We start from the raw sequence: 26,741 nt of genomic DNA, 5'->3' as shown, positions 1-26,741 counted from the left end.
TGCAGGTCTCCTGGAGATTCCAGGCTTCGACCCTCCGGGCTGGCGGACGTCGCGGCCGACTCAGCGATTGATCAGGCTGAGGAATTCGGCGCGGGTGGCATCGCTGGCGCGGAACTGGCCGAGCATCACCGAGGTGACCATGGAGGAATTCTGCTTCTCCACGCCACGCATCATCATGCACATGTGCTGCGCCTCGATGACCACCGCAACACCGGCCGCACCGGTGACCTTCTCGATGGCTTCGGCGATCTGCCGGGTCATGTTTTCCTGGATCTGCAGTCGGCGGGCGAACATGTCGACGATGCGTGCCACCTTGGACAGCCCCAGCACCTTGCCCTTGGGCATGTAGGCGACGTGGGCCTTGCCGATGAAGGGCAGCATGTGGTGCTCGCACAGCGAGTAAAGCTCGATGTTCTTGACCAGCACCATCTCGCTGTTGTCCGAGGTGAAGAGCGCCTCGCCCACCACCTCTTCCAGCGTCTGGGTATAGCCGCGGCAGAGGTACTGCATGGCCTTGGCCGCGCGCTTGGGCGTGTCCACCAGCCCCTCCCGGCCGATGTCTTCGCCAAGTCCGGTCAGGATCGAGGAGTAGTGCTGTTCGAGAGACATTTGGGTTCCTGTTTGTCGATAAGGAGGTTGGCGCTCGGATGAGACGTCATCCGAGTCGCGGAGTCACTCGTCGTGACCTTCGAGCATGGTGCGCTTGAGCAACACATAAAGCGAGCCGGTGCCGCCGTGGCGGGGCAGGCAGGAGGTGAAGCCCAGCACCTGGGCGTGCTGGCGCAACCAGGTGTTGACGTGACTCTTGATCAACGGCCGACGCCCATCGACGCGCGCGGCCTTGCCATGGGTGATGCGCACGCAGCGGATTTCCAGGCGGGTGGCCTCGGCAAGAAAGTCCCAGAGGGTCTCCCGGGCTCTTTCCACGGTCATGCCGTGCAGGTCCAGGCTGCCCTCGAAGGGGATCTGGCCGCTCTTGAGGCGCTTCAGCTGGGTGTCCTGGACACCATCGCGGCCCCAGTAGAGTTCGTCTTCGGCGCCTACATCAATGACGAAGGCATCGCTCAGGCCATCCACCCGGGTCGTGGTCGAGGTCCTGGTCGCATTGGCCCGGCGCTGGGCGATCTGGCCCAGGTCGGCGCGTGACTTGCCGGTGTCGGCGCGATCCTGCCTGAGCGGACGGATCCCGCGGGTGAAGTCAGCGAAAGAGGCATCGTCGTCGTGCATGGCGTTCTCCGGTGTAGGACGTCATTCTACCGACGGGTCAAGACTCGTGCAGCAATCGGCTCACCGCGGCCAGCGCGGCCCTTTGCCGCTCGGGCCAGTCGCCGGCGATTTCCAGCACCGGCTGGCCATGGGTCCGCAGCCAGTCCCGGCAGTTGGCGAAGAATGCCAGGCGCTCGGTGAGCTCCGGCTGGCAGCGCTGACCGTCGTCCTGCCAGGCGACGTCGCGCGGGTCGAGCAGCAGATGCAGGTCATAGCGGCGTGCCAGCAGCGCCGGTTCCAGCCAGGCGGGCGCGGCATCGAACAGCAGGCGACTCCACAGCAGGTTGCTCAGCAGATGGGTATCCAGCAGCAGCAAGGCCGGTGCACTGGCCCGCGCCTGGTCTTCGCGACGCAATTGCTCGCGGGCGATGAGCTCCACATCCGCCAGGCTGGTGTCGGTGCCATGCGCCTCGCAGTATTCGCGAACGTACTCGTCGACCCGGACACCGCCGAATCTCTCGCTCAGGATCGTCGCCAGCCAGGATTTGCCACTCGATTCGGGGCCGGTCAACACCACCACCTTCATCGTGCGGTCGCCAGGGCGCGGCGCCAGTCCAGCCAGCCATAGGCGGCGAGGCCGACAAAGACCGCATAGAGGATCGCGGTGGGGTAGAGGCCCTTGTAATAGAAGAGGCCCACATAGATGACGTCCAGCACGAACCACAGCATCCAGCATTGCAGCCGCTTCTGCGCCATCCAGAACTGCGCGACCAGGCTGAAACCGGTAAGCGCGGCATCCAGCCAGGGCAGGGCGGCGTCGGTATGGGTGCCCATGAGATAGCCGAGGGCAAGACTACCCAGCGCACCTACGGCCAGACCCGTCAGCAGGGGCCTCGCCGCGAGGGAGCTGACCACCCGACCCTGGTGCTGCTGGCCACCCCTCAGCCATTGCCACCAGCCATAGAGCTGCAGCACTGCATAGATGCACTGCAGCAGCATGTCGGAATACAGCTTCACGTCCAGGAAGATCCAGGCGTAGAGCACCACCATCACCAGCCCGATGGGCCAGGCCCAGATGTTCTGGCGGACCGTCAGCCAGACGGCGATCACCCCGAGAACGGCGGCCAGCAGCTCCACGGGCGACATGCCCAGCAGGGTGGTGAGGGACTCCAGAAACGACATGCTTCACATCCGGAAAGATTGGATTTGTCATTGTACGGCACCTAATGGCCGTCTATCGGTCTCTTCAACCGGTCTCGCTCTGGTAAGGTGCCGGGCGCTGACTTCAGCACATGCTGTCTTGGGTACCGCGAAGGGCCATGCCCTGCGGAGCGTCACGGTTCGAACCCCGTTGCCGCCGGAGCCTGCAGCTCCGGCTACCTGCAAATGTTTCACTTGGATGGAGTAATACCATGGACCTATGGAGTGCCTTGCAGGCGCTGATTCTGGGGATCGTCGAGGGCATCACCGAGTTTCTGCCGGTTTCCAGTACCGGCCACCAGATCGTGGTGGCGGATCTGATCGGCTTTCGCGGCGATACCGTCATTGCCTTCAACATCGTGATTCAGTTGGCGGCCATCCTGGCCGTGGTCTGGGAGTACCGCTTCAAGGTCTTCGAGATCGTCACCGACCTGCCGCGCAAGTCCTATGCGCAGCGCTTCACCGGCAATCTGATCGTCGCCTTCCTGCCCGCTGCGGTGCTGGGCGTGATCCTTGGTGATCTGATCCACGAATACCTGTTCAACCCCATCACCGTGGCCTTCGCCCTGGTGATCGGCGGCGTGATCATGATCTGGGCGGAAAAGCGCAAGCATCGCATCCGCGTGGAGGAGGTGGACGACATGCGCTGGCATGACGCCCTCAAGGTCGGCTGCGCCCAGTGCCTGGCGATGATTCCGGGCACCTCGCGCTCCGGTTCCACCATCATCGGCGGCCTGCTATTCGGCCTGTCGCGCAAGGCGGCCACCGAGTTCTCCTTCTTCCTGGCCATGCCGACCATGGTGGGTGCGACGGTCTACTCGGTCTACAAGTACCGCCACATGTTCGTTCCCAGCGATGCGATGATCTTCGCGGTCGGCTTCGTCACCTCCTTCATCTTCGCCATGCTGGCGGTGAAGGCGCTGCTGAAATTCATCGGCAACCACAGCTATGTGGTCTTCGGCTGGTACCGCATCGTCTTCGGACTGCTGATCCTGGCCACCTGGCAATTCGGCTGGATCGACTGGCACGCGGCCAAGGCGGCCGGGTGAAACCCGAGCAGGAACAGCAGAGCCGGCGCAAGCCGGCTCGTGCGGCTACGCAGAACGCGTCCCCCAAGGCCGCCAAGCGGGCAGGGTCGCTGACGCCCTACCAGCAACGCGCGGCCATCGCCCGCCAGGACATGCTGGCGCTGTTGCAGATCGCGGTCTTCATCCTGCCCTCGGTGGGCATGCTGTCCCAGGCCTTCGGCCGCGGGGTGCTCTGGCCGTTGCCGCTCTATCTGGTCGCGAGCATCGTCACTTACCTGCTCTACAAGCACGACAAGCAGCGCGCCCGCGACAAGGGCTGGCGCGTGTCGGAGCGCATGCTGCACCTGGGCGAACTGCTCGGCGGCTGGCCGGGCGCCCTGATCGCCCAGCAGCGATTCCGCCACAAGACCGTCAAGCTGAGCTTTCGGCTGGTGTTCTTCGCCATCGTCGCCCTGCACCAGCTGCTCTGGCTGGATGTGCTCTGCGGCGGCTTTCTGCATCGTCACCTGCCGCTCTAGGGCAGGCGCGGCGGCGCAGGGCCGGATGATGGGCTAGGCTTGGCGGGCGAAAGCCCCCGTTGCCCAGGAGCCCCACGTTGCGAACCCCCTTGTCGATCCTTACGCCTCTCTTCCTGTCCCTGACTCTCGCGGCCTGTAGCCAGAGTCGCGAGACCTCCTTGCCCACGGCTCCCGAGGCCGGTTCCGGTTACCGCCCTGGGTTGACGGCCAGCGCAGCCACCCGGCAGATGGCGGCGGCGGCCAACCCCCTGGCCGCCGAGGCAGGGCAGGAGATCCTGCGCCAGGGTGGCTCGGCCATCGATGCCGCCATCGCCATGCAGGCGGTCCTGACCCTCGTCGAGCCGCAATCCTCGGGAATCGGCGGCGGCGCCTTCCTGCTCTACTGGGACGGTCGCAAGGTCCAGGCCTACGATGGTCGCGAGACCGCGCCGGCGGGCGCCACGGAAAGGCTCTTCCTGCATGCGGATGGTAGCCCCATGGCCTTCGAGGAGGCGCGTATCGGCGGCCGTTCGGTCGGGGTGCCCGGGGTGTTGCGCGCCTTGGAGCTGGCGCATCGCGACCACGGCAAGCTGGCCTGGCAGGTGCTGTTCGAGCCGGCCATCCGCCTGGCCCGCGAGGGTTTCCCGTTGTCGCCGCGACTGCATAACCAGCTTGTGCACGATCCCTTCCTCAAGCAGTCGCCCGGCATGGCCGCGCTGTACCTGGATGCCCAGGGCCAGGTGAAGCCGGTGGGTACCCGGCTGCGCAACCCCGAGTTGGCCGAGACCCTGGCGCTGATCGCCCGGGAAGGCGCCGCGGCGCTCTATCGTGGCGACCTGGCCAAGGCCATCGCCACGGCGGTGCAGCAAAGCCCCAATCCCGGCAGCCTGAGTCTCCAGGATCTGGCTGGCTATCGTGCCAGGACCCGTACGCCACTGTGCACCGACTACCAGCACTGGCGTGTCTGCGGCATGCCACCGCCCGCCGGCGGCATCACCGTGGCCCAGACCCTGGGCATCCTCCAGGCCCTGGAAGCCCGTGATCCGGCCTGGGCCCTGGCGCCGCTGCGGCCGGTGCCGACCGCGCTGCCGGCGGGCCAGGAGCCGCGTCCCGAAGCCGTGCATCTGATCGCCGAGGCCGAGCGCCTGGCCTATGCCGATCGTGCCCAGTACGTGGCCGATCCGGAGCTGGTGCCGGTCAATGTCAAGGGTCTGCTCGATCCGGGCTATCTGGCCAGTCGCGCCCAGCAGGTTGGTGAGCGCAGCCTGGGCAAGGCCGCGCCGGGTGTTCCGCCCGGACCGACCCTGGCCTGGGCGCCGGACCGCTCGCCGCTGCGCATCTCTACCTCCCAGGTCGTGGCCGCGGATGCCTGGGGCGGCGCCCTGTCCATGACCACTACGGTGGAGAGCTACTTCGGCTCCCATCTGATGGTAAAGGGCTTCATGCTCAACAATCAGCTGACGGACTTTTCCTTCGTGCCGCAGGAGAAGGGCCTGCCGGTGGCCAATCGGGTGGAGCCGGGCAAGCGACCGCGCTCGACCATGTCGCCGACTCTGGTATTCGATCGCCAGAGCGGTGAGCTGCTGGCCGCGCTGGGCTCGCCGGGCGGTTCACAGATCGCCGGCTATGTGGTCAAGACCCTGGTCGGCCTGCTGGACTGGCAGCTGGATCCCCAGGCGGCGGCGGGCCTGCCGAATTTCGGCAGCCGCAACGGCCCCACCGAGCTGGAGCGCGGCGAGACCACCCCGGCCCTGCGCCAGGCGCTGGAGCAGCGTGGGCATCAGGTGCGCGAGGACGAGATGACCAGCGGCATCCAGGTCATTCGCCGGGTCGGATCTGGCTGGCAGGGGGGTGCCGATCCGCGGCGGGAAGGCGTGGCGCTGGGGGATTAGGCGGAAGCCTGGCGGATAAAGACTCCCTCACTCCAGCCCTCTCCCGGGCGAGGAGGAGGCGATTGGACGGGATAGGGAGCTTCGAAGCAGGTTTGCGGGGAAGAAGACGCCGGACCGGGTGAACGGTCCGGCATCTGCGGCATCACGCCGGCTGGTCGAGTTGCAGCACCCGGGTGGTGCGTTCGCGCACTTCGCGCAGCAGCTCCGGTTCTTCCGCGAGCTTGTGGCCGAAGGCCGGGAACATGGTGCGCAGCTTCGCCTGCCACTCTGCGCTCTGATAACGGCTGGGGAAGCAGCGCTCGACCAGGGTCAGCATGATGGACACCGAGGTGGAAGCGCCCGGGGAGGCGCCCAGCAGGGCGGCGATGGTGCCGTCGCCGGAGGCGACGATCTCGGTACCGAACTGCAGGACACCGCCTTTCTGCGGATCCTTCTTGATGATCTGCACCCGCTGGCCGGCCACTTCCAGGCGCCAGTCCTGCTTGCGCACGGCGGGGTAGAAGGCACGCAATTCCTCGACGCGCTGGTCGAATGACTGCAGCACCTGGCCGACCAGGTAGCGGGTCAGCGGCATGTTGTCCCGCGCCACGGCGAGCATGGGGCCGATGTTGCCCGACTTGATCGACTTGGGCAGGTCGAGGAAGGAACCGCGTTTGAGGAACTTGGTGGTGAAGCCGGCAAAGGGTCCGAACAGCAGCGACTTCTTGCCATCCACCACCCGGGTGTCCAGGTGCGGGACCGACATCGGCGGCGAATTGACCCCGGCCAGGCCGTAGACCTTGGCCTGGTGGCGCTCGACGATGTGCGGATCGTCGCAGCGCAGCCACTGGCCGCTTACCGGGAAACCGCCATAGCCAGCGCCTTCGGGGATGCCCGACTTCTGCAGCAGCGGCAGGGCCGCGCCCCCGGCGCCGAGAAAGACGAACTTGGCGATCAGCGTCCGGGTGGCACCCGAACGACTGTCCTCGATGGTCAGGCGCCAGCGCTGGTCGGCCTCGCGGGTCAGGTCCACCACCTTCTGGTTGTAACGGACCTGGGTGCCGGGGCGGGTCTGCAGGTGGCCCAGCAGGCTCATGGTCAGGGCGCCGAAGTTGACATCGGTCCCCCCGGCCACATGGGTCGCCGCCACGGCTTCGGTGGCCGGCCGGCCTTCCATCACCAGCGGCATCCACTCGCGCAGCTTGGCGTGATCCTCGGAATACTCCATGCCGTCGAAGCAGGCGTGGTCCTTGAGCGCTTCATAGCGCTTGCGCAGGAAGGCGATGTCCTTGGCGCCATGCACGAAGGACATGTGCGGCACCGGGCTGATGAAGGCACGCGGCGAACCGAAGTGGCCTTCCTCGACCAGGTAGGACCAGAACTGCCTGGAGGCCTCGAACATGCCGTTGATGCTGAGGGCCTTGGTGACGTCGATGCTGCCGTCCGCCTTTTCGGGCGTGTAGTTCAACTCGCAGAGGGCCGCATGGCCGGTTCCGGCGTTGTTCCAGGGGTTGGAACTCTCCGCCGCGCCTACGTCGAGCAGTTCGAGTACCTCGACGGTACTCGTGGGCTCCAGCTCCTTGAGCATGACCGCCAGGGTCGCGCTCATGATTCCCGCGCCGACGAAAACGAAATCCGACTCTTCGTTACCACTGTGCATTCATCGTACTCCTGAGACAGTGTCTCGCTTTACACCTGAGGGAGAGCGGGCGTCGGAGCCCGACCTCGAGTTGGGCAACCCCGAGCTGGCCGCGAACGGACAGGCAGGGGTGGGCAACCGGTAGGGCATGGCAGTCAGTTGCGACAGCAGCCGTCCGGCAATGTTCTGATTTATTGAGTGGGGGCCAAGCGTCCTGGCAGGCCGGCGGAGGCCGGTGCCAGGAGGGGCGATCAGGATGCGACAGGGAACCCGTCGAGCGTGCCGGAAGGGGGCGCTACGTGTTACGAGACGTGGCAGGAGACCCCTGGTCTCCCGGCGCAAACGATAGGTGATGATCGCGGCGATCCTGGTCGAGTACCCGTTTCGGTGCGAAATGATACCTAGGGTAACTGCTTAGGGCACCATCTATTTTGTTCGTGTAGTGGGTGGCGCGACCCACTACACGAACCCTGGGGTCAGCCGTTGATGCCCTGGCTGCGCAGGTAGTCGTCGTAGCTGCCGCTGAAATCGACCACGCCGGTCTCGCTCATGTCGAGGATGCGGGTCGCCAGGGACGAGACGAATTCGCGGTCGTGGCTGACGAAGATCAGGGTGCCCGGATAGTTTTCCAGCGCCAGGTTCAGCGCCTCGATGGATTCCATGTCCAGGTGGTTGGTGGGCTCGTCCATCACCAGCACGTTGGGCTTCTTCAGGATCAGCTTGCCGAACAGCATGCGCCCCTGCTCACCACCGGAGATGACCTTGATCGATTTCTGGATGTCGTCGCTGGAAAACAGCATGCGACCCAGGGTGCCGCGTACCATCTGCTCGCCGCCCTGCGTCCATTGGCCCATCCACTCGAACAGGGTGGCATCGTCAGCGAAGTCCTCGGCATGGTCCTGGGCGAAATAGCCGACATCAGCGCTGTCGGTCCACTTCACTTCACCGCTCTGAGGAGCCATCTCGCCCACCAGGGTGCGCAGCAGGGTGGTCTTGCCAATGCCGTTGGGGCCGATGATGGCGACCCGCTCGCCGGCTTCGATCTGCAGACCCAGACGCTTGAACAGCGGGGTGCCGTCGAAGCCCTGGGTGACGTTTTCCAGGGTCACCGCCTGGCGGTGCAGCTTCTTGTTCTGCTCGAAGCGGATGAAGGGGCTGACGCGGCTGGACGGCTTGACCTCGTCCAGCTGGATCTTGTCGATCTGGCGCGCCCGGCTGGTGGCCTGCTTGGCCTTGGAGGCGTTGGCCGAAAAGCGGCTGACGAATTGCTGCAGTTCGGCGATCTGGGCCTTCTTCTTGGCATTGTCCGACAGCAGGCGCTCGCGTGCCTGGGTGGCGGCGGTCATGTACTCGTCGTAGTTGCCCGGGAACAGACGCAGTTCGCCGTAATCCAGGTCGGCCATGTGGGTGCAGACGCTGTTCAGGAAGTGGCGGTCGTGGGAGATGATGATCATGGTGCTGTTGCGCGCGACCAGGATGCCTTCCAGCCAGCGGATGGTGTTGATGTCCAGGTGGTTGGTCGGTTCGTCGAGCAGCAGCAGTTCCGGATCGGAAAACAGTGCCTGGGCCAGCAACACCCGCAGCTTCCAGCCGGGGGCGACGGCGCTCATGGGGCCGAAGTGCTGGTCCTGGGGGATGCCCAGGCCGAGCAGCAGCTCGCCCGCCCGCGCTTCGGCGGTGTAGCCGTCGTATTCGGCGAACTGCACCTCAAGCTCGGCCACGGCCATGCCGTCGTCTTCGCTCATTTCCGGCAGGGAGTAGATGCGGTCGCGCTCGGCCTTGACCTTGGCCAGCTCGGCGTGGCCCATGATCACGGTGTCGATGACCGTGCAGTCCTCGTAGGCGAACTGGTCCTGGCGCAGCTTGCCCAGGCGCACGTTGGGTTCGAGCATCACCTGCCCGCCGGTGGGCTCGAGATCGCCCCCGAGAATCTTCATGAAGGTGGACTTGCCGCAACCGTTGGCGCCGATCAGGCCATAGCGATGGCCGTTGCCGAATTTGACGGACACGTTCTCGAACAGCGGCTTGGCGCCAAACTGCATGGTGATGTTAGCGGTGGAGATCAAGGGGGGTACCTGTAAGGGGTTTCGGACCGGAGTTCGGCCGCTGTCCGGGCCGGCAGGCGGCCAGGACAGAGCGTTTCGATCGGATGGGCAGAGGTCCAGCGGGCAGGGTCAATGGGCAGCGACGGTGCGCGGCGGCCTGGCTGGGCTGCGGTAAAGGCGGGCGGTGCCCGACATGCCGCCTATTGTGTCATAGCTGCGAGGTCGTTTGTACGGGGCAGGCGGCGGCCGGGTGTCGCTGGACTAGTGGGCGGTCGGGCCGGGAGAGCCAGGGCGTGGTACCACGTTCCAGACCGCGTCGGTCAGTTGATCCAGCGTCCAGGGTTTGTGTAGGAAGGGTATTCCGGACGGAATGTCATTGCGCAGGCCGGTGTAGCCGGACATCAGCACGACGGGCACCCCGGGCCAGCGTTCGCTGACGATCCTGGCCAACTGCACGCCATCGATCACCCCCGGCATCCGCACGTTGGACACCACCACGTTGACCTGCTGCCAATGCCGTTCGAGAAACTGCAGGGCGGCATCGGCAGTGCCAAAGGTCTCCACATGGAAGCCTTCCTGTTTCAGGACCTCACGGACCAGCGCTTGCAGCAGCAACTCGTCTTCCGAAACGACCGCGAGCAGATTCGAGGCGTGAGGGGGGAGAGCGTTGGTTTCCATGGACGGCCTTTCCTGGGTGGAGAATCTTCTCAGTCTAGTCAGGCCTGGACCTTCCGCCTGGCCAATCGCCAGGATGTGCGGCCGCACCTGCTGCCAGGCTTGGCGAATTCTGTCCTGGAAGGTCACCAGCCGCTCTGGCGTACACCAGTCAGTTGCCTGCCATCCGGCGACGTGCGGTAGGGGTCTGGATGAAACATCCGGCCCCGCCGACCTACTAATCTCTGAGACCGACCGGCACAGGAGCCACGGCATGATCCTTTCTCTTTCTCTCGCGCCCGACACCACCTCGCCGCTGGCCCTCTGGCTGGGCGGCGATCAGGCACCGCTGAACGACTCCGACATGGTCGACGAGGAAATCGATACCGAGATCCCCGACGAGATAGTCGAGAACCTGACCGAACCCGCCAAGCCCCCGGCGCCGATCCCGGATCCTGGTCCGCTGTAGGGGTTACAGGAGCCGGCAGGCGACATCCGCTAAGTGATTCGCAGGTGCCTGACGCTGACGCTATCAGTTGGTCAGGTTGGCGGCATGTTCGGCCGCTCACGCAATGCACGGCGGTAGAGCAGGGCGCTAAGGCCCAGGCCAGCCAGGGCCATGAGGCCGGCGAACAGGAAGATGGCACTGAAGCCGAAGCCATTGGCGATGGCACCGGCCAGCGGCCCGGTAATACCGAGCGCCAGGTCCAGGCACAGCGAGTAGGCACCCAGTGCGGCACTGCGATTGGTGGGCGGCACCTTGACGATGGCCTCTACCCCCAGGGCGGGATAGACCAGCGACAGCCCGAAGCCGGCCATGGCCGCGCCGATCAGCGCCATCTGCGGGGTGACTGCCAGCCAGAGCAGTAGCAGACCCAGGGTCTCGACGGTGAAACAGGCCAGGGCGACCCGAAAGCCACCCAGTTTGTTGATGGTGCCGGCGAACAGCAACCGCGCACAGATGAAGGCTGCGCCGAAGGCAGTCAAGCAGAAGGCGGCATTGGGCCAGCCATTGCTCGCATAGTAGAGCGTGACGAAGGTAGCGATGGCGCCGAAGCCGATGGAGCTCAGCAGCAGGCAGAGACCGAAGGGACTGATGCGCCAGAACACCTTGTGAAAGGGCAGTCGCTCACCGGGAATCACCGGCGCCGGTTCCTTGTTCCAAGCCAGGGCCAGGCCCAGGGCACCCAGCAGCGCGATCGCTACGCCCAGGCTCCATAGGCCGAGGCCGGCGACCATGGCCACGCCCAGCGGCGCGCCGATCGCGAGGGCGCCGTAGGCGGCTATGCCATTCCAGGAGATCACCTTGCTCACGTGCTGCATGCCGACGCTGCCCATGCCCCAGCTCAGGCAGCCGGTGCCGATCAGGGCCTGGGACATGCCGAGGATGACCCGGCCGACGATCAGCAGGCCCAGGCTGAGACCAGGCAGGCTCTGCAGCGAGGTGGCCAGTAGGGTCAGCACGCCGCAGGCGACGCAGCCGAACAGACCGTAGATCACGCCGCGCTTGGCGCCAATGCTGTCGGCCAGCTTGCCGGCCAGGGGCCGGGTGAACAGGGTGGCGAGGTACTGGATGCTGATCGCCAGTCCCGCGATCACCGAGCCGTAGCCGAGATCGTCGTGCACGTAGCCCGGCAGGATCGCCAGCGGCAGGCCAATCGCCAGGAACAGCAGGAAGCTGAAGACGACGATTGAGACGATGCGCAGCGTGATGGCGAGCGAGGTAGCGGTAGGGACTGTCGTGGTCATGGCTGTTCTCGAGAGGACTCGTCGAAACGGCAGAGGAGGCGGACGCTGAGGGCGAGCCCGGCGAGCGCGGCCAGGGCGGCGCAGAGAAAGCTGGCGGCATAGCCGAAGTGGGTGGCCACGGCGCCGATCAGGGGCCCGGTCACCGCCAGCGAAAGGTCGATGAATACCGAATAGCCGGCCAGGGCGGCGCCCCGGTTGGAGGACGGGACTCGCTGCACCGCTTCCACGGCGAGTGCCGGGAATACCAGCGAGAAGCCGATCCCGGTGAGGGCGGCACCCATAAGCGCGGTGGTCACGCTGGGCGCTAGCCAGAGGACCGCCAGACCGACCGCTTCCACCGCCAGGCTGACGATGGCGACGCGAAAGCCGCCGTGGCGGTTGATGGCGTTGGCACAGACCAGGCGTACCCCGATGAAGAAGGAACCGAATACGGTCAGGCACAGGGCCGCGCCGCTCCAGCCCTGGCTGGCGTAATAGAGGGTAATGAAGGTCGCCAGGGTACCGAAGCCGATGCCGCCCAGCGCCAGGCCGAGGCCGAAGGGCAGGACCCGACCCAGCACGGTGGTGAAGGGCAGGCGTTCGCCGCGCACCGGGACGATTGGCGGACGGGGTTTGGCGATGCGATAACCCACGGCGGCCAGCCCGATGATGCTGACGCCCATGATCCACAGCCCCAGGGTATCCACCAAGACCACCCCCAGCGGCGCGCCTATGGCCAGGGCACCGTAGCTGGCGACGCCATTCCAGGAAATCACCTTGGCGGTATTGGTCGGGCCGACCCGGCCGATCGCCCAGGAAATGGCACCGGTGCCCGACAGGCTTTCGGCGCAACCCAGCACCAGTCGGCCGAGCAGCAGGGCGGTGAGGCTGACCCAGGGCCAGGCCTGGAGAAGCACCGAGGCCAGCATTAGCACGCCACTGAGGCCGCAGCCGAGCATGCCGTAGAGCACCGACTGCTTGGCGCCCACGGTATCGATGATGCGTCCGGCGTGGGAGCGCGAAAACAGGGTCGCCAGGTACTGACTGCTGATCACCAGGCCGGCGATGATGGAGTTGAAGCCCAGCTGGTCATGCACGTAGCCCGGCAGCACGGCCAGGGGGATGCCGATGGTAAGGTAGGCGATAAAGGTAAAGAGCACCGTGCCCAGGGTAATGCGGGTGGCCAGAGCGGGTGAGGGTGCGGGCGGTAGGCTGGCGGTCGACATCGGACTCGAGAGGTTGTCTGACAATGTGGGATAGATTGCTTTCGTCCGGTAAAGGTCACATGCGATGACATTTTTTGTCCATGCGCGCGAGGAAGCGAAACGAGCGCCAGGTCCTACTTGGGTCGGTTTCCTGCTGTTGGTCGCCATGCCCGGTTGGGCAGCGGAGCGGATCGAATTGCGGATCGGTGGGCAGCGCCTGGCCGTCGAGGTGGTAGCGACACCTGCGCAGCGGGCTCGGGGACTCATGGGGCGACCGCCACTGGGCGCCCGTGAAGGGATGCTGTTCGTCTTTGCCGGGGATGACGAACGCTGCCTGTGGATGCGCGATACCCCCAGCGCATTGGCCGCCGCCTTCATCGACAAGAGTGGCAGGATCCTCAATACCGTCGAGATGCAGCCACTGACCGATACCCATCATTGCTCTAAGGCCCCGGCGCGCTACGCGCTGGAAACCCAAGCCGGCTGGTTTTCAGGGCGTGGGATCAAGCCGGGCGAAGCTGTACAGGGGCTGGAGACGGTCGCGCCTGCCTCCCGATAGTCCTTCGATTTGGTATCAAGATAATTTTATATTGTGTTCTAAATCAATTAGATACGGTTATTTTATAATCTTAATTAGAATCTACTTTTAAGACGTTACCTTAAGTTTTTTACGAATCTGAATTGCCTGGCGACCGCTGTGCGTGCACTGCCGGCTGGCGCTGTAGGGGTGTGCTATACCTCTTCACGTTCTTGGCATAACACCTTGATTACTATTGAATCCAGGCCTCGACACGCCGGTTCTTTACTCGGCCATTGGGCGACAGTCCTGCAACGGGCAGCTGGTCGCCAAGAGAAAGCAATTCGCCGGCAAAGGCCTGCTGGTGACGCAACGCCGTGGCGACCGCGGTGGCTCGCAGGCGTGCCAGCAGGGAGGCGCGTGCCGGATCTTCAGTGGCATCGTTGAAGCCCACCAGAATCAGCTGCCGACCGGCATTTTCCGGCTGGCGCATGAAGGTGGCCAGCCGCTCGACATCACGCAGCGCCTTGTTGTCCAGGCGCGCGCTGCCGGCGGTGAAACGGAAGTTTACGGTGAGGCGCTGCGCCCGGCGCGCCAGTTTGCCGTAGGCCGGTGGCATGCCGCGGGTGCCGTCTATGGTCAGAGGCTCGATGCGCTGGGCGACAAAGCCGCTTTGTTGCACCACCGCCTGACCCGTCGGGGTCTGGCTGAATTCCAGCAGACTCTGCGCCCAGTCCGAACGCTGGGCAGGCGGCGCATAGAGGAAGAGGCGGCGGGCGAGCGGATAGTCTTCGGTGGCGATGCTGGCTTCGCTCGGCGCTATGGCGCGGCCTTCACCGTCGCGCAGGGCGAGCTTTGGCGACCCGGCAGCCGCCGCCAGGCTGGTGAAGCCTATGCCGGCGGGATCCTCGGCCACCCGCTGCGCCAGTTCTTCGTTGGATTCGAAGCGCCTGGCGGCAGCACTCAGGCGTTTGCCGGCAGGACTCAACACCAGCTCGCGAAAGGTGTCGTAGGTGCCCGAGCGATCATCCCGCGCATAGAGTCGGATCGGGCTGGCCTTGCCGCCCAGTTGCTGCCAGTCGCCGATGTCGCCGGAGAAAATCTGCGCCAGCTGCTGCAGATCGAGTTCTCGCAGCGGATTGCCGGGATGCACGATGATCGCCAGGCCGTCCAGGCCGATGACGTACTCCGCCTCCTTGCTGCGCAGGTCACCCAGGCCGGCCAGGGTGTTCACCTCGGCATCGGTGACCGGGCGCGAGGCGGCAGCGAGATCGGTTGTGCCCGCCGCCAGGGCGGTAAAGCCGGTACTGGAGCCATGGGCCGCGATCTGCACGGCCACGCTAGCGCCGTTCGGGGCGCGCGCCACCAGCTGCCATTCGTCCATCACCGCGGTGGGTACCACCTGGGGATCGCGGAAGCCGCGCTCGGCGAGCAGGGCCGCGACCAGGCGCGGACCCAGGCGGGCGTTGATGGTATTGGAGCCCTGCAGGCGCAGGCGGGTGGTTGGGGCGTCGTTGGCCAGCAGGGGGAGAGGCAGCAGCGGAAGCAAGGTCGCGAGCGCCGCTCGCCGCAGCAAGGCGCGACGGAATACCGGAGCAGAGCAGTTCATGGGTCGGCCTCGAGCCTAAGGCGAGGCCGACACCTTAGGGATGTCGCATGACGTCGATGTGACAGGACCTCACGTCAATTCCAGCCAGATCGGCGCGTGGTCGGAGGGTTTCTCCATGCCGCGGATGTCGTAGTCCACGCCGGCGGAGACGATACGCTCCTGCAGGATCCGCGAGGCCAGGATGGTATCGATGCGCAGGCCGCGCTTGGGTTCGTCTTCGAAGCCGCGACTGCGATAGGGGAACCAGCTGAAGCGGTCGTCGACCTCAGGGTGCAGCTGGCGGTAGCTGTCGATCAGGCCCCAGCCGAGCAGCCGCTGCATCCATTCGCGTTCTTCCGGCTGGAAGCTGCAGGCGCCGGTACGCAGCCAGCGCTTGGCGTTGGCTGCGCCGATGCCGATGTCGTGATCCTGGGCGGAGATGTTGAAGTCGCCCATGAGCAGCAAGGGTGTGTCCGGTGAGAAGCGCTCTTCAAGTAGATTCTGAAGATCCGCGTAGAACTTCCTCTTGCCTGGGAATTTTGTCGGGTGGGCAATGTTCTCGCCTTGAGGAAAATAGCCGTTCATGACCACCAGCGGCTGACCCTGGCGATCCGCGAAGACGCCATAGATGAATCTCTTCTGGGATTCTTCACCATCGCCCGGAAAGCCCTTGTGCAACTCCAGCGGCGCCAGGCGTGACAGCAGGGCCACCCCGTAGTGGCCCTTCTGCCCGTGGTAGTGCACGTGATAACCCAGGGCCTCGACCTCAGCCAGGGGAAACTGGTCATCCGCGACCTTGGTTTCCTGAAGACCGATCACATCTGGATCATAGCGTTCGATGATGGCGGAAAGTTGATGAGGTCTTGCGCGCAAGCCATTGATATTGAAGCAAACTACCTTCATGACACCCTCCCGAAACGTGGATGGCCCTAGCCTAGCAGAAAGCTTCTTGCCGAAACGGCCACCTGGCGAACCCTGGCCACTCCCGTTTGTCTCACAGCGCAACGCCCGTTAGCATCCCTGTATGAATAAGCCGAACGCTCTACGCCGCGCCCTGATTGGAATTTGTTGTCTGCACGGCGTGGCCTGGGCGGCACCGGCCGAAGTCAGCGTTCGCGTCCAACCCGCCAACAACGCGTTGCGAGACAACATCCAGGCCTATATCGGCTCGGTCGAGGGACGGGATGTCGCCGGGCTGCAGCGCCTGCGTCCGGCGACGGAACGGCAGGCCGAACAGGCCGCCCAGGCACTCGGCTACTACCACGCGCAGATCGAGACCCGGGTCGAGCCGGGGGAGACGCCACGGCTGGTGGTCGAGGTACGGCCGGGCGAGCCGGTCAGGCTGCGCAACGTCGATATCCGCATCGAACGTCCGGCGCGCGAGTTGCGCGCCTTTCGCCAGCCGGTTCCGGCCGGGCTCAAGGCGGGCCAGCCGCTGAACCAGGGTCTCTACGAAGACGCCAAGAGCCTGATCCAGAACCAGGCGCAGCGGTATGGCTTCTTTCGTGGCACCTTCACCCAGCATCAGCTGCGTATCGATCCCGCCACCGGCTTTGCCGATATCGCCCTGGTGTTCGCCAGCGGGCCACGCTTTGTCCTTGGCAAGGTGTCCTTCGAAGGGGATGCGCCCTTCGATCCCGATCTGCTCCAGCGCATGGTGCCTTTTGCCCAGGGCACGCCCTACGATTCCGAGCTGATCGCCGACTTCCAGAGCAACCTGCTGGCCAGCGGCTTCTTCGATGGCGCACGGCTTGACACCTATCCCAAGCAGGAAGGCGCCGCCGAGGTGCCGGTGACGGTCACGCTGCGGACCCGCAAGCCACGGACCTTCGGCTTCGGCCCCGGCTATTCCACCGATGTCGGCCCCCGGCTGAGATTCACCTGGGAAAACCACTGGCTCAATCCTCAGGGTCACAGCCTGGGTGCGGAAGCGGAGCTGTCGGCGCCACGCCAGAGCATTGCCACCTGGTACGACATTCCCGGGCAGGACCCGATCAATGACAAGTTCCGCTTCGCTGGCGGCTACCAGTACGAGCAGATCGCCAACGACGACTCCCTCAGCCAGTTGCTGACCGTGGGCCCCGAGTGGCATCGCAAGTTTCCCAACGGCTGGGAGCGGGTGCTCTCGCTCAAGTGGCGCAACGAAAGCTATCGGCTGGGTAATGACGAGGGCACCTCCAATCTGGTGATGCCCGGGGTGGATTTCTCCCTGCTGCGCAGCGACAACCGCATCGACCCCAATCGCGGCTACCGTCTGCAATTCGGCGTGTCGGCGGCGAAGGAAGGACTGCTCTCGGATGCCAACATGATCCATGCCACGGCGCTGGCCCGTGGGCTGATCACCGTGGGCGACGGGCACCGCTTTCTCGGGCGCCTGCAACTGGGTGGCAACTTCACCAACGGCTACAACAAGGTCCCGCCGTCGCTGCGCTTCTTCGCCGGCGGCGATCAGAGCGTTCGCGGCTACGACTACCAGACCCTGTCGCCGGAAAACGATGAGGGCGACTACGTGGGCGGTCGCTACCTGGTCGCCGGTGGGGTCGAATACCAGTATCCCCTGCGCGACAAATGGCGGCTGGCCACCTTCATCGACCAGGGCAGCGCCTTCAACGACCTCAACAATTACGAGCTCAAGACCAGCGTCGGCGTGGGCGTGCGCTGGGTCTCGCCGGTAGGACCGATCCGTGTGGACCTGGCCCACGGTCTCGACGAACCCGGCGGTATCCGCCTGCACTTTTCCATAGGGCCTGAGCTGTGAAGTCGGTAGGCGGTGTCATCCTCGGTGTACTGGCGGCCCTGCTGGGCGCCCTGGTTCTGTTGCTGGCCCTGATGCTGGGTAACGGCAGTATCGGCCGCCTGGTGCTGGATCACGTTCCTGGTCTGACCCTGAGCGATTTCCAGGGTCGCCTCGGTGGCCACTGGCAAGCCCGGCAGCTGGTGTGGGACGGTGGTGCTACCCGGGTGACGGTCGAGACGCCCGAATTCGCCTGGCGACCCGGCTGCCTGCTCAGATTGCAGCTGTGCATCGATACCTTGGTCGCTTCGCGCATCGCCATCGACCAGGCGCCCAGTCCCGAGCCTACGCCCGAGCAAAACGGGCCCATCCAGTTGCCCAGCCTCGGCTTGCCGCTGGGGGTGCAGCTGGGCGAGGTGCGAATCGGCGAAATCCGCTACAACGGCGCCGAACAGGCTCGCGACCTGGCACTCCAGGCGCGCTGGCAGGCTGAGGGCATCGTCATCGAGCGGCTGGCCGGCCTGGCCCACGGCATCACCCTGGATATCCATGGCCAGCTGCAACCGAGTGGCGCCTGGCCGCTGCAGTTGCAGGGCACCCTGGGTCTGCCCGCGCCGGAGGCCGCGCCCTGGTCGCTGGCGCTCAAGCTGGACGGTGAATTGCAGAAGACCTTGCACCTGGAGGCTGACAGCAGCGGCTATCTGCCCGGACGCCTGACCGGCACGGTGCAGCCGCTGGTGGAAAACGTCCCGGCCGACCTGCAGCTGGTGGCCGATGGCTTCAAGGCGGCCGCCAGCCTGCCCGATACCCTGCGGCTCAACGATCTCAAGCTGACCGCACGGGGCGACCTGGCCGCGGGCTACGCCCTGGTCGGCCAGGCCCGGTTGCCGGGCGAGGGCGGTCCGGTGGAGCTGAATCTGGATGGCCGCGTCGATGCCCAGGGCGCGCGCATCGCGGCGCTGCGCTTGCAGGCCGCGCCCGAACAGCGCGTGGCACTGGCCGGACAGGTCGACTGGCACCAGGGACTGGCCGCCGATGCCACGCTGGATTGGCGTGATTTCCCCTGGCGGCGGCTGTATCCCATGGCGGAGCCACCGGTGAGTCTGCAGCGCCTGCAAGGCGAGGTGGCCTACCGGGACGGCGCCTACCTGGGCAATCTCAAGGCCGCCGCCACCGGCCCGGCCGGCGCCTTCACCCTGGCCACCCCCTTCAGTGGCGACACCACTCAGCTCAATCTGCCATCGCTGGATCTCCAGGCTGGCCAGGGGCGGGCGCAGGGCAAGGTCAATTTGGGCTTCACCGACGGCGTCAGCTGGCAGGTGGCCCTGGACCTGAGCCGCCTCGATCCGGCCTTCTGGGTAGCCCAGCTGCCCGGCAGCCTGGGCGGTCCGCTGCGCAGTTCGGGCGCCTTCAAGGATGGGCGCCTGCAGCTGGATGCCGATCTGGACCTCAAGGGTCGACTGCGCAACCAGCCGGCCGTGCTGGCGGCCAAGGCCAAGGGCGCCGGCGAGCAGTGGCAGGTATCCGAGCTCGACATTCGCCTGGGTGACAATCGGATTCAGGGGCAGGGCGCCCTCGACCAGCGTCTGCGAGGTCAGCTCCAGCTGGACCTGCGCCGCCTGGCCCAGCTCTGGCCCGACCTTTCCGGAAGCGCCCAGGGCCGCCTGGACGTGGCCGGGACCCTCAAGGCCCCTGCCGGTCAGTTGCGCCTCGACGGTCGCCAGCTGGCCTATGCCGACAACCGCATCAGCAGCCTCGCGCTGGCCGCCAACCTGGATGATCGCCAACGCGGCACCCTGGACCTTACCGCCCAGGGGCTGCAGGCCGCTGGTCGTGATTTCGGTGTCCTGCGCCTGCAGGGGCAGGGTGATCGTCGTCAGCAGCAGGCGGATCTCTCGCTCAAGGGGTCGCAACTGAACCTGATGCTCGCAGCAGGTGGCACGCTGGCCGACAACGGGGACTGGAAGGGTCAGCTGGCGCGTGGCTCGGTCGCCGCCAGTGGCCAGAACTGGTCGCTGCAGAGTCCGGCACGCATCGAGCGCCTGGTCGACGGGCGCCTGGAGCTGGGCCGCCACTGCTGGCGTTCCGGTGCGGCCAGCCTCTGTGGCGACGATCAGCAACTGCTGCCCGATACCCGCCTCGCCTGGCACCTGCGCGCCTTCCCGCTCGCCAGTCTGCAACCGCTGCTACCGCCGGAGCTGGCCTGGCAAGGCACCCTCGACGGCGACGTCGACCTGCGCCTGTCCAAGGCCGGACCCGATGGCGAAATCCGCCTCCAGGCCGGGCGCGGCAACCTCAGGCTGCGCGACGCTGCCGGTCAGTGGCAGACCTTCAGCTACGACAGCCTGGACGTCACCAGCGCCCTGAAGCCGCAGCAGGTCGACACCCAGGTGCGCCTGGCCAGTGCCGATCTGGGCCGGCTCGACGTCCAGGCCCGCCTGGATCCCCGCGATCCGAGCCAGGCACTGACCGGTCGTTTCCAGTTGCAGGGCCTGAATCTGGCCCTGGGCAAGGCCTTCGTCGAAGGCATCGAACACCTCGAAGGCAAGATCAATGGCGCCGGCGAACTGGGAGGGACGCTGCTGCAACCCCGCGTCAATGGTCAGCTCCAGCTCAGCGGTGGCGACATCGGCGGTGGCAGCGTGCCAACGCGCCTGCAGGATCTCGGTCTGACCGCCCGCATCCAGGGCGATAGCGCCGTGCTCGATGGCGGCTGGCGCAGCGGACCCCAGGGGCGTGGCCAGATCCAGGGTAGCGTCGGTTGGGCCAATGGCCTGGACGTCAACGTGGCGGTCACCGGCGACAGGCTGCCGGTCAACGTCGAGCCCTATGCCCAGCTGGAAGTGGCGCCCAATCTCAAGATCCTGATGAAGGATGGTCGTCTGGCCCTGGCCGGTGAGGTGCGGGTGCCGCGCGGGCGCATCCGGGTCCAGCAGCTGCCGCCGTCCACGGTCAAGGTGTCGGACGATGCCGTCATCGTCGGCCAGGAAGCGCCCGCCAGGCAGCAGGCCATGCAGATCGCCATGGACGTCGATGTGCTGGTCGGTTCCGATAAGCTCACCTTCGATGCCTTCGGCCTGTCCGCCGAAATCGTCGGCAAGGTGCATATCGGCGACAATCTCGACACCCGCGGCGAGCTGAATCTGCGCAACGGACGCTACAACGCCTACGGTCAGCGCCTGACCATGAGACGCGCCCGGCTGTTCTTCCAGGGCCCCATCGCCCAGCCCTATATCGACGTGGAAGCCGTGCGGGTGGTGCAGGAGCAGAATGTCACCGCGGGCCTGCGGCTCTCGGGCTTTGCCCAGCAGCCCCGTATCGAGGTGTTTTCCGAGCCGAGCATGAGCCAGGAGCAGGCGCTGGCCTACCTGGTCCTGGGCCGCCCGCTGTCCAGCGGTAGCGAAGGGGACAACAACGTGCTCGGCCAGGCGGCGCTGGCCCTGGGCCTGGCCGGCAGTTCCGGCACCGCGGGTGCCCTGGCGCAGCGGTTGGGCATCCAGAACTTCCAGCTGGATACGGCGGGTTCGGGGGACAAGACCAGCGTGGTGGCCTCGGGCAACCTGACCGACAGGCTGTCGGTGCGTTATGGGGTCGGGGTGTTCGCTTCGGCGAACACCGTCGCCCTGCGCTACCAGCTCACCAGGCGGCTCTATCTAGAGATCGCCAGCGGTCTCGCCAATTCCCTGGATTTCTTCTATCGCCGCGATTTTTGAAGCCGGGGCGCGTAACGCTTTGATCGCCTGCGGAAAACGTGTTTACTCCCTGTCCCGTCTCATGAGAAAGGAGCAGTTCATGGCAACCGTCAATTTGCGTGGCAACCCGGTCGACGTGCAAGGCAGCCTGCCGCAGCCTGGGCAACAGGCCCCGGCCTTCAGCCTGGTCAATGGTGATCTGCAGGACGTCACCCTGGCCAGCCTCGCCGGCAAGCGCAAGGTGCTCAACATCTTCCCCAGCGTCGATACCCCGACCTGCGCGACCTCGGTACGCAAGTTCAACTCCGAAGTCGACAAGCTGGATAACACCGTGGTGCTGTGCATCTCCGCCGACCTGCCGTTCGCCCAGAAGCGTTTCTGCGGCGCTGAAGGCCTGGAGAAGGTCGTGAACCTCTCCACCCTGCGTGGTGCCGAATTCCTCCAGGACTATGGCGTCGCCCTGGCCAGTGGTCCGCTGCAAGGCCTGGCCGCCCGCGCCGTGGTCGTGCTGGACGAGCAGGACAAGGTGCTGCACAGCGAGCTGGTGCCCGAGATCGGCCAGGAGCCGGATTACGCGGCGGCACTCGCCGTTCTCGGCTGATCGCCGACGACCCAACGCCCAGTGCGGTGGGTGCTTCGAAACGGGCAGGCGCCTCTCGTGCCTGCCCGTTTTGCTTTAGGTAAAAACGCAGTAAAGGGGCTGGTTAGCCGTCTCGCTACTGCTTATCTTCCGTCTTTCGCAGCGTGTACGTATTCTCGATGTCCGACTCTTCGCCTCGCTCTTCCTCCCGTCGCCGACTGGTCTGGCTGCTCGTCCTCGTGGCGCTGGCGGCCGCGGGTGGCTGGTATTGGTATCACCAGCACGGACAGAAGGGCGAGGCCGCCGCCGGCAAGGGCGCGCGCTCGCCCTTCGGCATGACCGGTCCGACTCCGGTACGGGTGGTGGCGGTGGAGCAGCGCAGCTTTCCCATCGTGCGCAAGTCCATCGGTACGGTGACGGCCCTCAATACCGTCAATGTGCGCACCCGGGTCGCCGGCGAGCTGGTACGCGTCGCCTTCGACGAAGGCCAGAAGGTCAAGGCCGGCGACCTGTTGGCCACCATAGATCCACGACCCTATCAGGTGGCGCTGCAGCAGGCCGAAGGCACCCTGCAGCAGAATCAGGCGCAGCTGCGCAATGCCGAGCTGGACCTCAAGCGCTACCAGGGTCTGTTCCGTGAAGACAGCATCGCCAAACAGACGCTGGATACCCAGGAAGCCCTGGTCAACCAGTACCGCGGCACCCTCAAGAACAGCCAGGCGGCGGTGGCCGATGCCAAGCTGAATCTGGCCTTCACCCAGATCAAGGCGCCCATCGCCGGGCGCGTCGGCCTGCGCCAGCTCGACGGCGGCAACCTGCTGTCCGCCAACGACAGCACCGTGGTGGCCGTGATCACCCAGACCCAGCCGATCTCGGTGGTCTTCACCCTGCCGGAAAGCCAGCTCGGCGAGCTGCTCAAGCGCGCCCGCGCCGGCCAGACCCTGGCGGTCGAAGCCTGGGATCGCGGTGGCTCGCGCAAGGTCGCCGATGGCACCCTGCAGAGCTTCGATAACCAGATCGACACCGCCACCGGCACCCTCAAGTTCCGCGCCCGCTTCGCCAACGGCGACGAGGCGCTGTTCCCCAATCAGTTCGTGACCGTACGGGTGCGCGAACAGGTGCTGGACCAGGCGCTGGTGGTGCCTTCGGCAGCCATCCAGTTCGGCTCCAATGGCACCTTCGCCTACGTGGTGGGGCCCGACAACAAGATCCAGGTGCGCAGCCTCAAGCTGGGCCCGGATGACGGCAGCCTGACCGTGGTTACCGAAGGCCTGGCCGCTGGCGACCGGGTGGTGACCGAAGGCACCGATCGGCTGCGCGAGGGCAACGAGGTGGAGGTGGTCACCGGGGCTTCGGCGGCGCCCAGCGAACCGGCCAAGCCGGCGGTACGCAAGCCCGGCAAGACCCAGGGCTGATCGGCCGCGATGGATATCTCGCGCCCCTTCATCCTGCGCCCGGTCGCCACCACCCTGTTGATGGTGGCGCTGCTCATCGCCGGTCTGCTGGCCTATCGTCTGCTGCCGGTGGCGGCCTTGCCGCAGGTGGACTATCCCACCATCCGCGTGCTCACCCTCTATCCCGGTGCCAGCCCCGATGTCATGACCAGCGCCGTCACCGCGCCGCTGGAGCGTCAGTTCGGCCAGATGCCGGGCCTGTCGCAGATGGCCTCCACCAGCTCTGGTGGTGCCTCGGTCATCACCCTCAGATTCAACCTGGAACTGGACCTGTCGGTCGCCGAACAGGAAGTCCAGGCCGCGATCAATGCGGCCAACAACCTGCTGCCCAACGATCTGCCGGCACCACCGGTGTACAACAAGGTCAATCCGGCCGATACGCCTATCGTCACCCTGGCGATCAGCTCCAGGACGCTGCCGCTGCCCACGCTCTACGACCTGGTCGACACCCGCATGGCGCAGAAGCTCGCCCAGGTGACCGGGGTCGGTATGGTCAGCCTCGCCGGCGGCCAGCGCCCGGCGGTGCGCATCCAGGTCGATCCGGACAAGCTCGCGGCCCACAACCTGACCCTGGCCGATGTGCGCAGCCTGGTCACCAGCGAGAACACCAACCAGCCCAAGGGCAGCTTCGACGGCCCCACCCGGGTCGCCACCCTGGACGCCAACGACCAGTTGCGCGATCTCAAGGCCTATGGCGACCTGATCCTCAACTACGCCGACAACGGCGCCCTGCGCCTGGGTGACGTGGCCACCATCGCCCAGGGTGCGGAAAACGACCGCCTGGCTGCCTGGGCCAATCGCAGCGGTGCCATCCTGGTCAACGTCCAGCGCCAGCCGGGTGCCAACGTCATCCAGACCGTGGATCGCATCCAGGCGCTCCTGCCCAGCCTCAGGGAAAGCCTGCCGGCCGGTCTCGACATCGCCGTGCTCAGCGACCGTACCGAGACCATCCGCGCCGCGGTCACCGACGTCCAGCACGAGATGCTGCTGGCGGTAGGACTGGTGGTCATGGTCACCTTCGTCTTCCTGCGCCGGTTCAGCGCCACCCTGATTCCCTCGGTCACGGTGCCGCTGTCGCTGATCGGCACCTTCGGCGCCATGTACCTGGCCGGCTTCTCGCTGAACAACCTGTCGCTGATGGCCCTGACCATCGCCACCGGCTTCGTCGTCGACGATGCCATCGTCATGCTGGAAAACATCTCCCGGCATCTGGAAGAGGGCGCCACACCCATGGAAGCGGCGCTCAAGGGCGCCCGCCAGATCGGTTTCACCCTGGTGTCCCTGACCGTTTCGCTGATCGCGGTGCTCATCCCGCTGCTGTTCATGCAGGACGTGGTCGGCCGGCTGTTCCGTGAATTCGCCATCACCCTGGCGGTGGCCATCCTCATCTCCCTGGTGATCTCCCTTACCCTGACACCGATGATGTGCGCGCGGCTGCTCAAGCGCGAGGAGGCGGGCGAGCACCAACTGGTCTGGCTGGAGCGGCTGATCGCCGGCTATGGCCGCGCGCTGCGCTGGTCGCTGGCGCACCGGGCGCTGATGCTGCTGCTGGCGGTGGCGACCTTCGTGCTCACCGCAGTGCTCTACCTGCTGGTGCCCAAGGGCTTCTTTCCGGCCCAGGACACCGGCTCCATCCAGGGCATCACCGAGGCGCCCCAGTCGATCTCCTTCCGCGGCATGAGCGAGCGCCAGCAGGCACTGGCCGAGGTGGTGCTGCAGGACCCGGCGGTGGCGAGTCTGTCCTCCTATATCGGCGTCGACGGTGACAACGTCACCCTCAACAGCGGTCGCCTGCAGATCAACCTCAAGCCGCAGGGCGAGCGCGACGTCACCGCCCAGGAAGTGATCGACCGCCTGCGTCCCGCGGTCGCCAAGGTGGTGGGCATCACCCTCTACATGCAGCCGGTGCAGGACCTCAGCGTCGAGGACCGGGTCAGCCGGACCCAGTACCAGCTGAGCCTGGACTCGCCCGACGCCAGCCTGCTCGACACCTGGGTGCCGCGCCTGATCGAGGCGTTGCACGAGCGCCCGGAACTCACCGATGTCACCAGCGACCTGCAGAACAAGGGGCTGCAGCTGTACCTGACCATCGATCGCGACGCCGCGGCGCGGCTCGGCGTACAGGTCTCGGCCATTACCGATGCCCTCTATGACGCCCTCGGTCAGCGGCAGATCTCGACCATCTATACCCAGGCCAACCAGTACCGGGTGGTGCTGGCCAGCGCCGCCGCCGACAGCCTGGGACCGGATGCCCTCAGCCAGGTCTGGGTGAAGGCGGGCAGTGGCTCCTCGTCCAGCGGCAGCAGCGGCACCGGTACGGCCACCAACTCCGAGACCACCACGGACACCAGTCGCGCCCCGGTGCGGCTGTCCAGCCTGGTGAAGATGGAGCAGCGGCCGACCCGTCTGGTGATCAACCACCTGAGCCAGTTCCCGGCGGTGACCCTGTCGTTCAACCTGGCCAGCGGCGTTTCCCTGGGCGCCGCGGTGGCGGCCATCGACGCGGCCAAGCAGGAGATCGGCCTGCCGGTGGGCATCAATACCCACTACCAGGGCGCGGCAGCGGCTTTCCAGGCTTCGCTGTCCAGTACCCTGCTCTTGATCCTGGCGGCGGTGGTGGTGATGTATATCGTCCTGGGGGTGCTCTATGAGAGCTTTATCCATCCGCTGACCATCCTCTCGACGCTGCCCTCGGCGGCCATCGGCGCGCTGCTGGCGCTGCTGCTCACCGGCAATGACCTCGGCCTGATCGCGGTGATCGGCATCATCCTGCTGATCGGCATCGTCAAGAAGAACGCCATCATGATGATCGACTTCGCCCTGGATGCCGAACGCCACCAGGGACTGCAGCCGGAGGAGGCCATCTACCAGGCGGCGCTGCTGAGATTCCGGCCGATCCTCATGACCACCCTGGCGGCGCTGTTCGGCGCGGTGCCGCTGATGCTGGCCACCGGCGCCGGCGCCGAGTTGCGCCAGCCGCTGGGCCTGGTGATGGTCGGCGGCCTGCTGGTCAGCCAGGTGCTGACGCTGTTCACCACCCCGGTGATCTACCTGGCCTTCGACAGCCTGGGCGAGCGCCTGGGTCGACGCAGGGCGGTCTGAG

At 66.0% G+C, this 26,741-nt stretch carries 21 protein-coding genes; 10 read left to right on the top strand and 11 right to left on the bottom strand.

Going from position 1 to position 26,741, the window contains the following annotated elements; all coding sequences use genetic code 11:
- Positions 1-60: 60 nt before the first annotated feature.
- The 4 genes from folE to pnuC form a co-directional block, all read right to left on the bottom strand.
- On the bottom strand, positions 61-609 hold the full coding sequence (gene folE / locus OMP44_RS09465; RefSeq protein ID WP_133863117.1) for a GTP cyclohydrolase I FolE: 549 nt from the start codon (positions 607-609) through the stop codon (positions 61-63).
- A 63-nt stretch (positions 610-672) separates the two neighbouring features.
- Entirely contained in the window at positions 673-1,227 is a 555-nt protein-coding gene (locus OMP44_RS09460) for a Smr/MutS family protein (protein WP_280307512.1), read from the bottom strand.
- Between the two features lie 37 nt (positions 1,228-1,264).
- Positions 1,265-1,792 (bottom strand): AAA family ATPase, encoded by a 528-nt coding sequence (locus OMP44_RS09455; protein ID WP_187979344.1) that lies wholly within the window; start codon positions 1,790-1,792, stop codon positions 1,265-1,267.
- Entirely contained in the window at positions 1,789-2,352 is a 564-nt protein-coding gene (pnuC, locus tag OMP44_RS09450; protein ID WP_280307727.1) for a nicotinamide riboside transporter PnuC, read from the bottom strand. The genes OMP44_RS09455 and pnuC overlap by 4 nt, the downstream gene beginning before the upstream one ends.
- A 266-nt stretch (positions 2,353-2,618) precedes the next feature.
- Between pnuC and OMP44_RS09445 the strand changes: the two genes are divergently transcribed.
- From OMP44_RS09445 to OMP44_RS09435, 3 genes are all read left to right on the top strand, one after another.
- Entirely contained in the window at positions 2,619-3,455 is an 837-nt protein-coding gene (locus OMP44_RS09445; RefSeq protein ID WP_158896727.1) for an undecaprenyl-diphosphate phosphatase, read from the top strand.
- On the top strand, positions 3,452-3,952 hold the full coding sequence (locus tag OMP44_RS09440) for a DUF1294 domain-containing protein (protein ID WP_273861501.1): 501 nt from the start codon (positions 3,452-3,454) through the stop codon (positions 3,950-3,952). Before OMP44_RS09445 ends, OMP44_RS09440 begins: the two co-directional genes overlap by 4 nt.
- A 77-nt stretch (positions 3,953-4,029) precedes the next feature.
- The gene (locus tag OMP44_RS09435) at positions 4,030-5,823 is read left to right on the top strand and encodes a gamma-glutamyltransferase family protein (RefSeq protein WP_431312629.1); all 1,794 of its coding nucleotides are present in this window, start codon (positions 4,030-4,032) and stop codon (positions 5,821-5,823) included.
- 142 nt (positions 5,824-5,965) lie between these two features.
- On the opposite strand, the gene mqo is transcribed toward OMP44_RS09435, so the two are convergent.
- The 3 genes from mqo to OMP44_RS09420 all read right to left on the bottom strand — a co-directional run bounded on the left by mqo (position 5,966) and on the right by OMP44_RS09420 (position 10,164).
- Positions 5,966-7,462 (bottom strand): malate dehydrogenase (quinone), encoded by a 1,497-nt coding sequence (mqo, locus tag OMP44_RS09430; protein WP_187979341.1) that lies wholly within the window; start codon positions 7,460-7,462, stop codon positions 5,966-5,968.
- 455 nt (positions 7,463-7,917) lie between these two features.
- The gene (locus OMP44_RS09425; protein ID WP_187979340.1) at positions 7,918-9,507 is read right to left on the bottom strand and encodes an ABC-F family ATPase; all 1,590 of its coding nucleotides are present in this window, start codon (positions 9,505-9,507) and stop codon (positions 7,918-7,920) included.
- 240 nt (positions 9,508-9,747) lie between these two features.
- The gene (locus OMP44_RS09420; protein WP_273861502.1) at positions 9,748-10,164 is read right to left on the bottom strand and encodes a response regulator; all 417 of its coding nucleotides are present in this window, start codon (positions 10,162-10,164) and stop codon (positions 9,748-9,750) included.
- A gap of 250 nt (positions 10,165-10,414) precedes the next feature.
- Between OMP44_RS09420 and OMP44_RS09415 the strand changes: the two genes are divergently transcribed.
- The gene (locus tag OMP44_RS09415) at positions 10,415-10,609 is read left to right on the top strand and encodes a hypothetical protein (protein ID WP_280307509.1); all 195 of its coding nucleotides are present in this window, start codon (positions 10,415-10,417) and stop codon (positions 10,607-10,609) included.
- 71 nt (positions 10,610-10,680) lie between these two features.
- Here OMP44_RS09415 and OMP44_RS09410 read toward each other — a convergent pair whose 3' ends face one another.
- Positions 10,681-11,889, bottom strand: coding sequence for an MFS transporter (locus OMP44_RS09410; RefSeq protein ID WP_280307508.1), 1,209 nt, complete (start codon positions 11,887-11,889; stop codon positions 10,681-10,683).
- Positions 11,886-13,094 (bottom strand): MFS transporter, encoded by a 1,209-nt coding sequence (locus tag OMP44_RS09405; RefSeq protein WP_187979335.1) that lies wholly within the window; start codon positions 13,092-13,094, stop codon positions 11,886-11,888. Before OMP44_RS09405 ends, OMP44_RS09410 begins: the two co-directional genes overlap by 4 nt.
- 145 nt (positions 13,095-13,239) lie before the next feature.
- Here OMP44_RS09405 and OMP44_RS09400 point away from each other — a divergent pair, with 145 nt between their 5' ends.
- Entirely contained in the window at positions 13,240-13,632 is a 393-nt protein-coding gene (locus OMP44_RS09400; RefSeq protein ID WP_273861505.1) for a DUF192 domain-containing protein, read from the top strand.
- Positions 13,633-13,843: 211 nt separating this feature from the next.
- On the opposite strand, the gene OMP44_RS09395 is transcribed toward OMP44_RS09400, so the two are convergent.
- A complete protein-coding gene (locus OMP44_RS09395) occupies positions 13,844-15,199 on the bottom strand; it encodes a substrate-binding domain-containing protein (protein ID WP_280307506.1) in 1,356 nt (451 codons plus the stop codon).
- 69 nt (positions 15,200-15,268) lie between these two features.
- Positions 15,269-16,081, bottom strand: a complete 813-nt coding sequence (xthA, locus tag OMP44_RS09390; protein ID WP_187979332.1) for an exodeoxyribonuclease III — start codon at positions 16,079-16,081, stop codon at positions 15,269-15,271.
- A 121-nt stretch (positions 16,082-16,202) separates the two neighbouring features.
- On the opposite strand from xthA, the gene OMP44_RS09385 reads away from it, so the two are divergent.
- The 5 genes from OMP44_RS09385 to OMP44_RS09365 all read left to right on the top strand — a co-directional run bounded on the left by OMP44_RS09385 (position 16,203) and on the right by OMP44_RS09365 (position 26,740).
- Positions 16,203-17,936: an autotransporter assembly complex protein TamA gene (locus OMP44_RS09385; RefSeq protein ID WP_280307504.1), complete on the top strand. Its 1,734-nt coding sequence runs from the start codon at positions 16,203-16,205 to the stop codon at positions 17,934-17,936.
- Positions 17,933-21,625 carry a translocation/assembly module TamB domain-containing protein gene (locus OMP44_RS09380; RefSeq protein ID WP_280307502.1) on the top strand — a complete coding sequence of 1,231 codons (3,693 nt, stop codon included), beginning with the start codon at positions 17,933-17,935 and terminating at the stop codon, positions 21,623-21,625. Before OMP44_RS09385 ends, OMP44_RS09380 begins: the two co-directional genes overlap by 4 nt.
- A gap of 79 nt (positions 21,626-21,704) precedes the next feature.
- Positions 21,705-22,205, top strand: a complete 501-nt coding sequence (gene tpx / locus OMP44_RS09375; protein ID WP_273861508.1) for a thiol peroxidase — start codon at positions 21,705-21,707, stop codon at positions 22,203-22,205.
- A 158-nt stretch (positions 22,206-22,363) separates the two neighbouring features.
- On the top strand, positions 22,364-23,599 hold the full coding sequence (locus tag OMP44_RS09370) for an MdtA/MuxA family multidrug efflux RND transporter periplasmic adaptor subunit (RefSeq protein ID WP_133863099.1): 1,236 nt from the start codon (positions 22,364-22,366) through the stop codon (positions 23,597-23,599).
- Between the two features lie 9 nt (positions 23,600-23,608).
- Positions 23,609-26,740, top strand: coding sequence for a multidrug efflux RND transporter permease subunit (locus tag OMP44_RS09365; protein ID WP_280307500.1), 3,132 nt, complete (start codon positions 23,609-23,611; stop codon positions 26,738-26,740).
- Position 26,741 lies beyond the last annotated feature (1 nt).

Source organism: Pseudomonas flavocrustae (assembly GCF_029872515.1).
Classification (GTDB): Bacteria; Pseudomonadota; Gammaproteobacteria; order Pseudomonadales; family Pseudomonadaceae; genus Chryseomonas; species Chryseomonas aestiva.
Note: the sequence above shows the minus strand (reverse complement) of the source record. Positions and strands in the feature narration are given on the sequence as shown.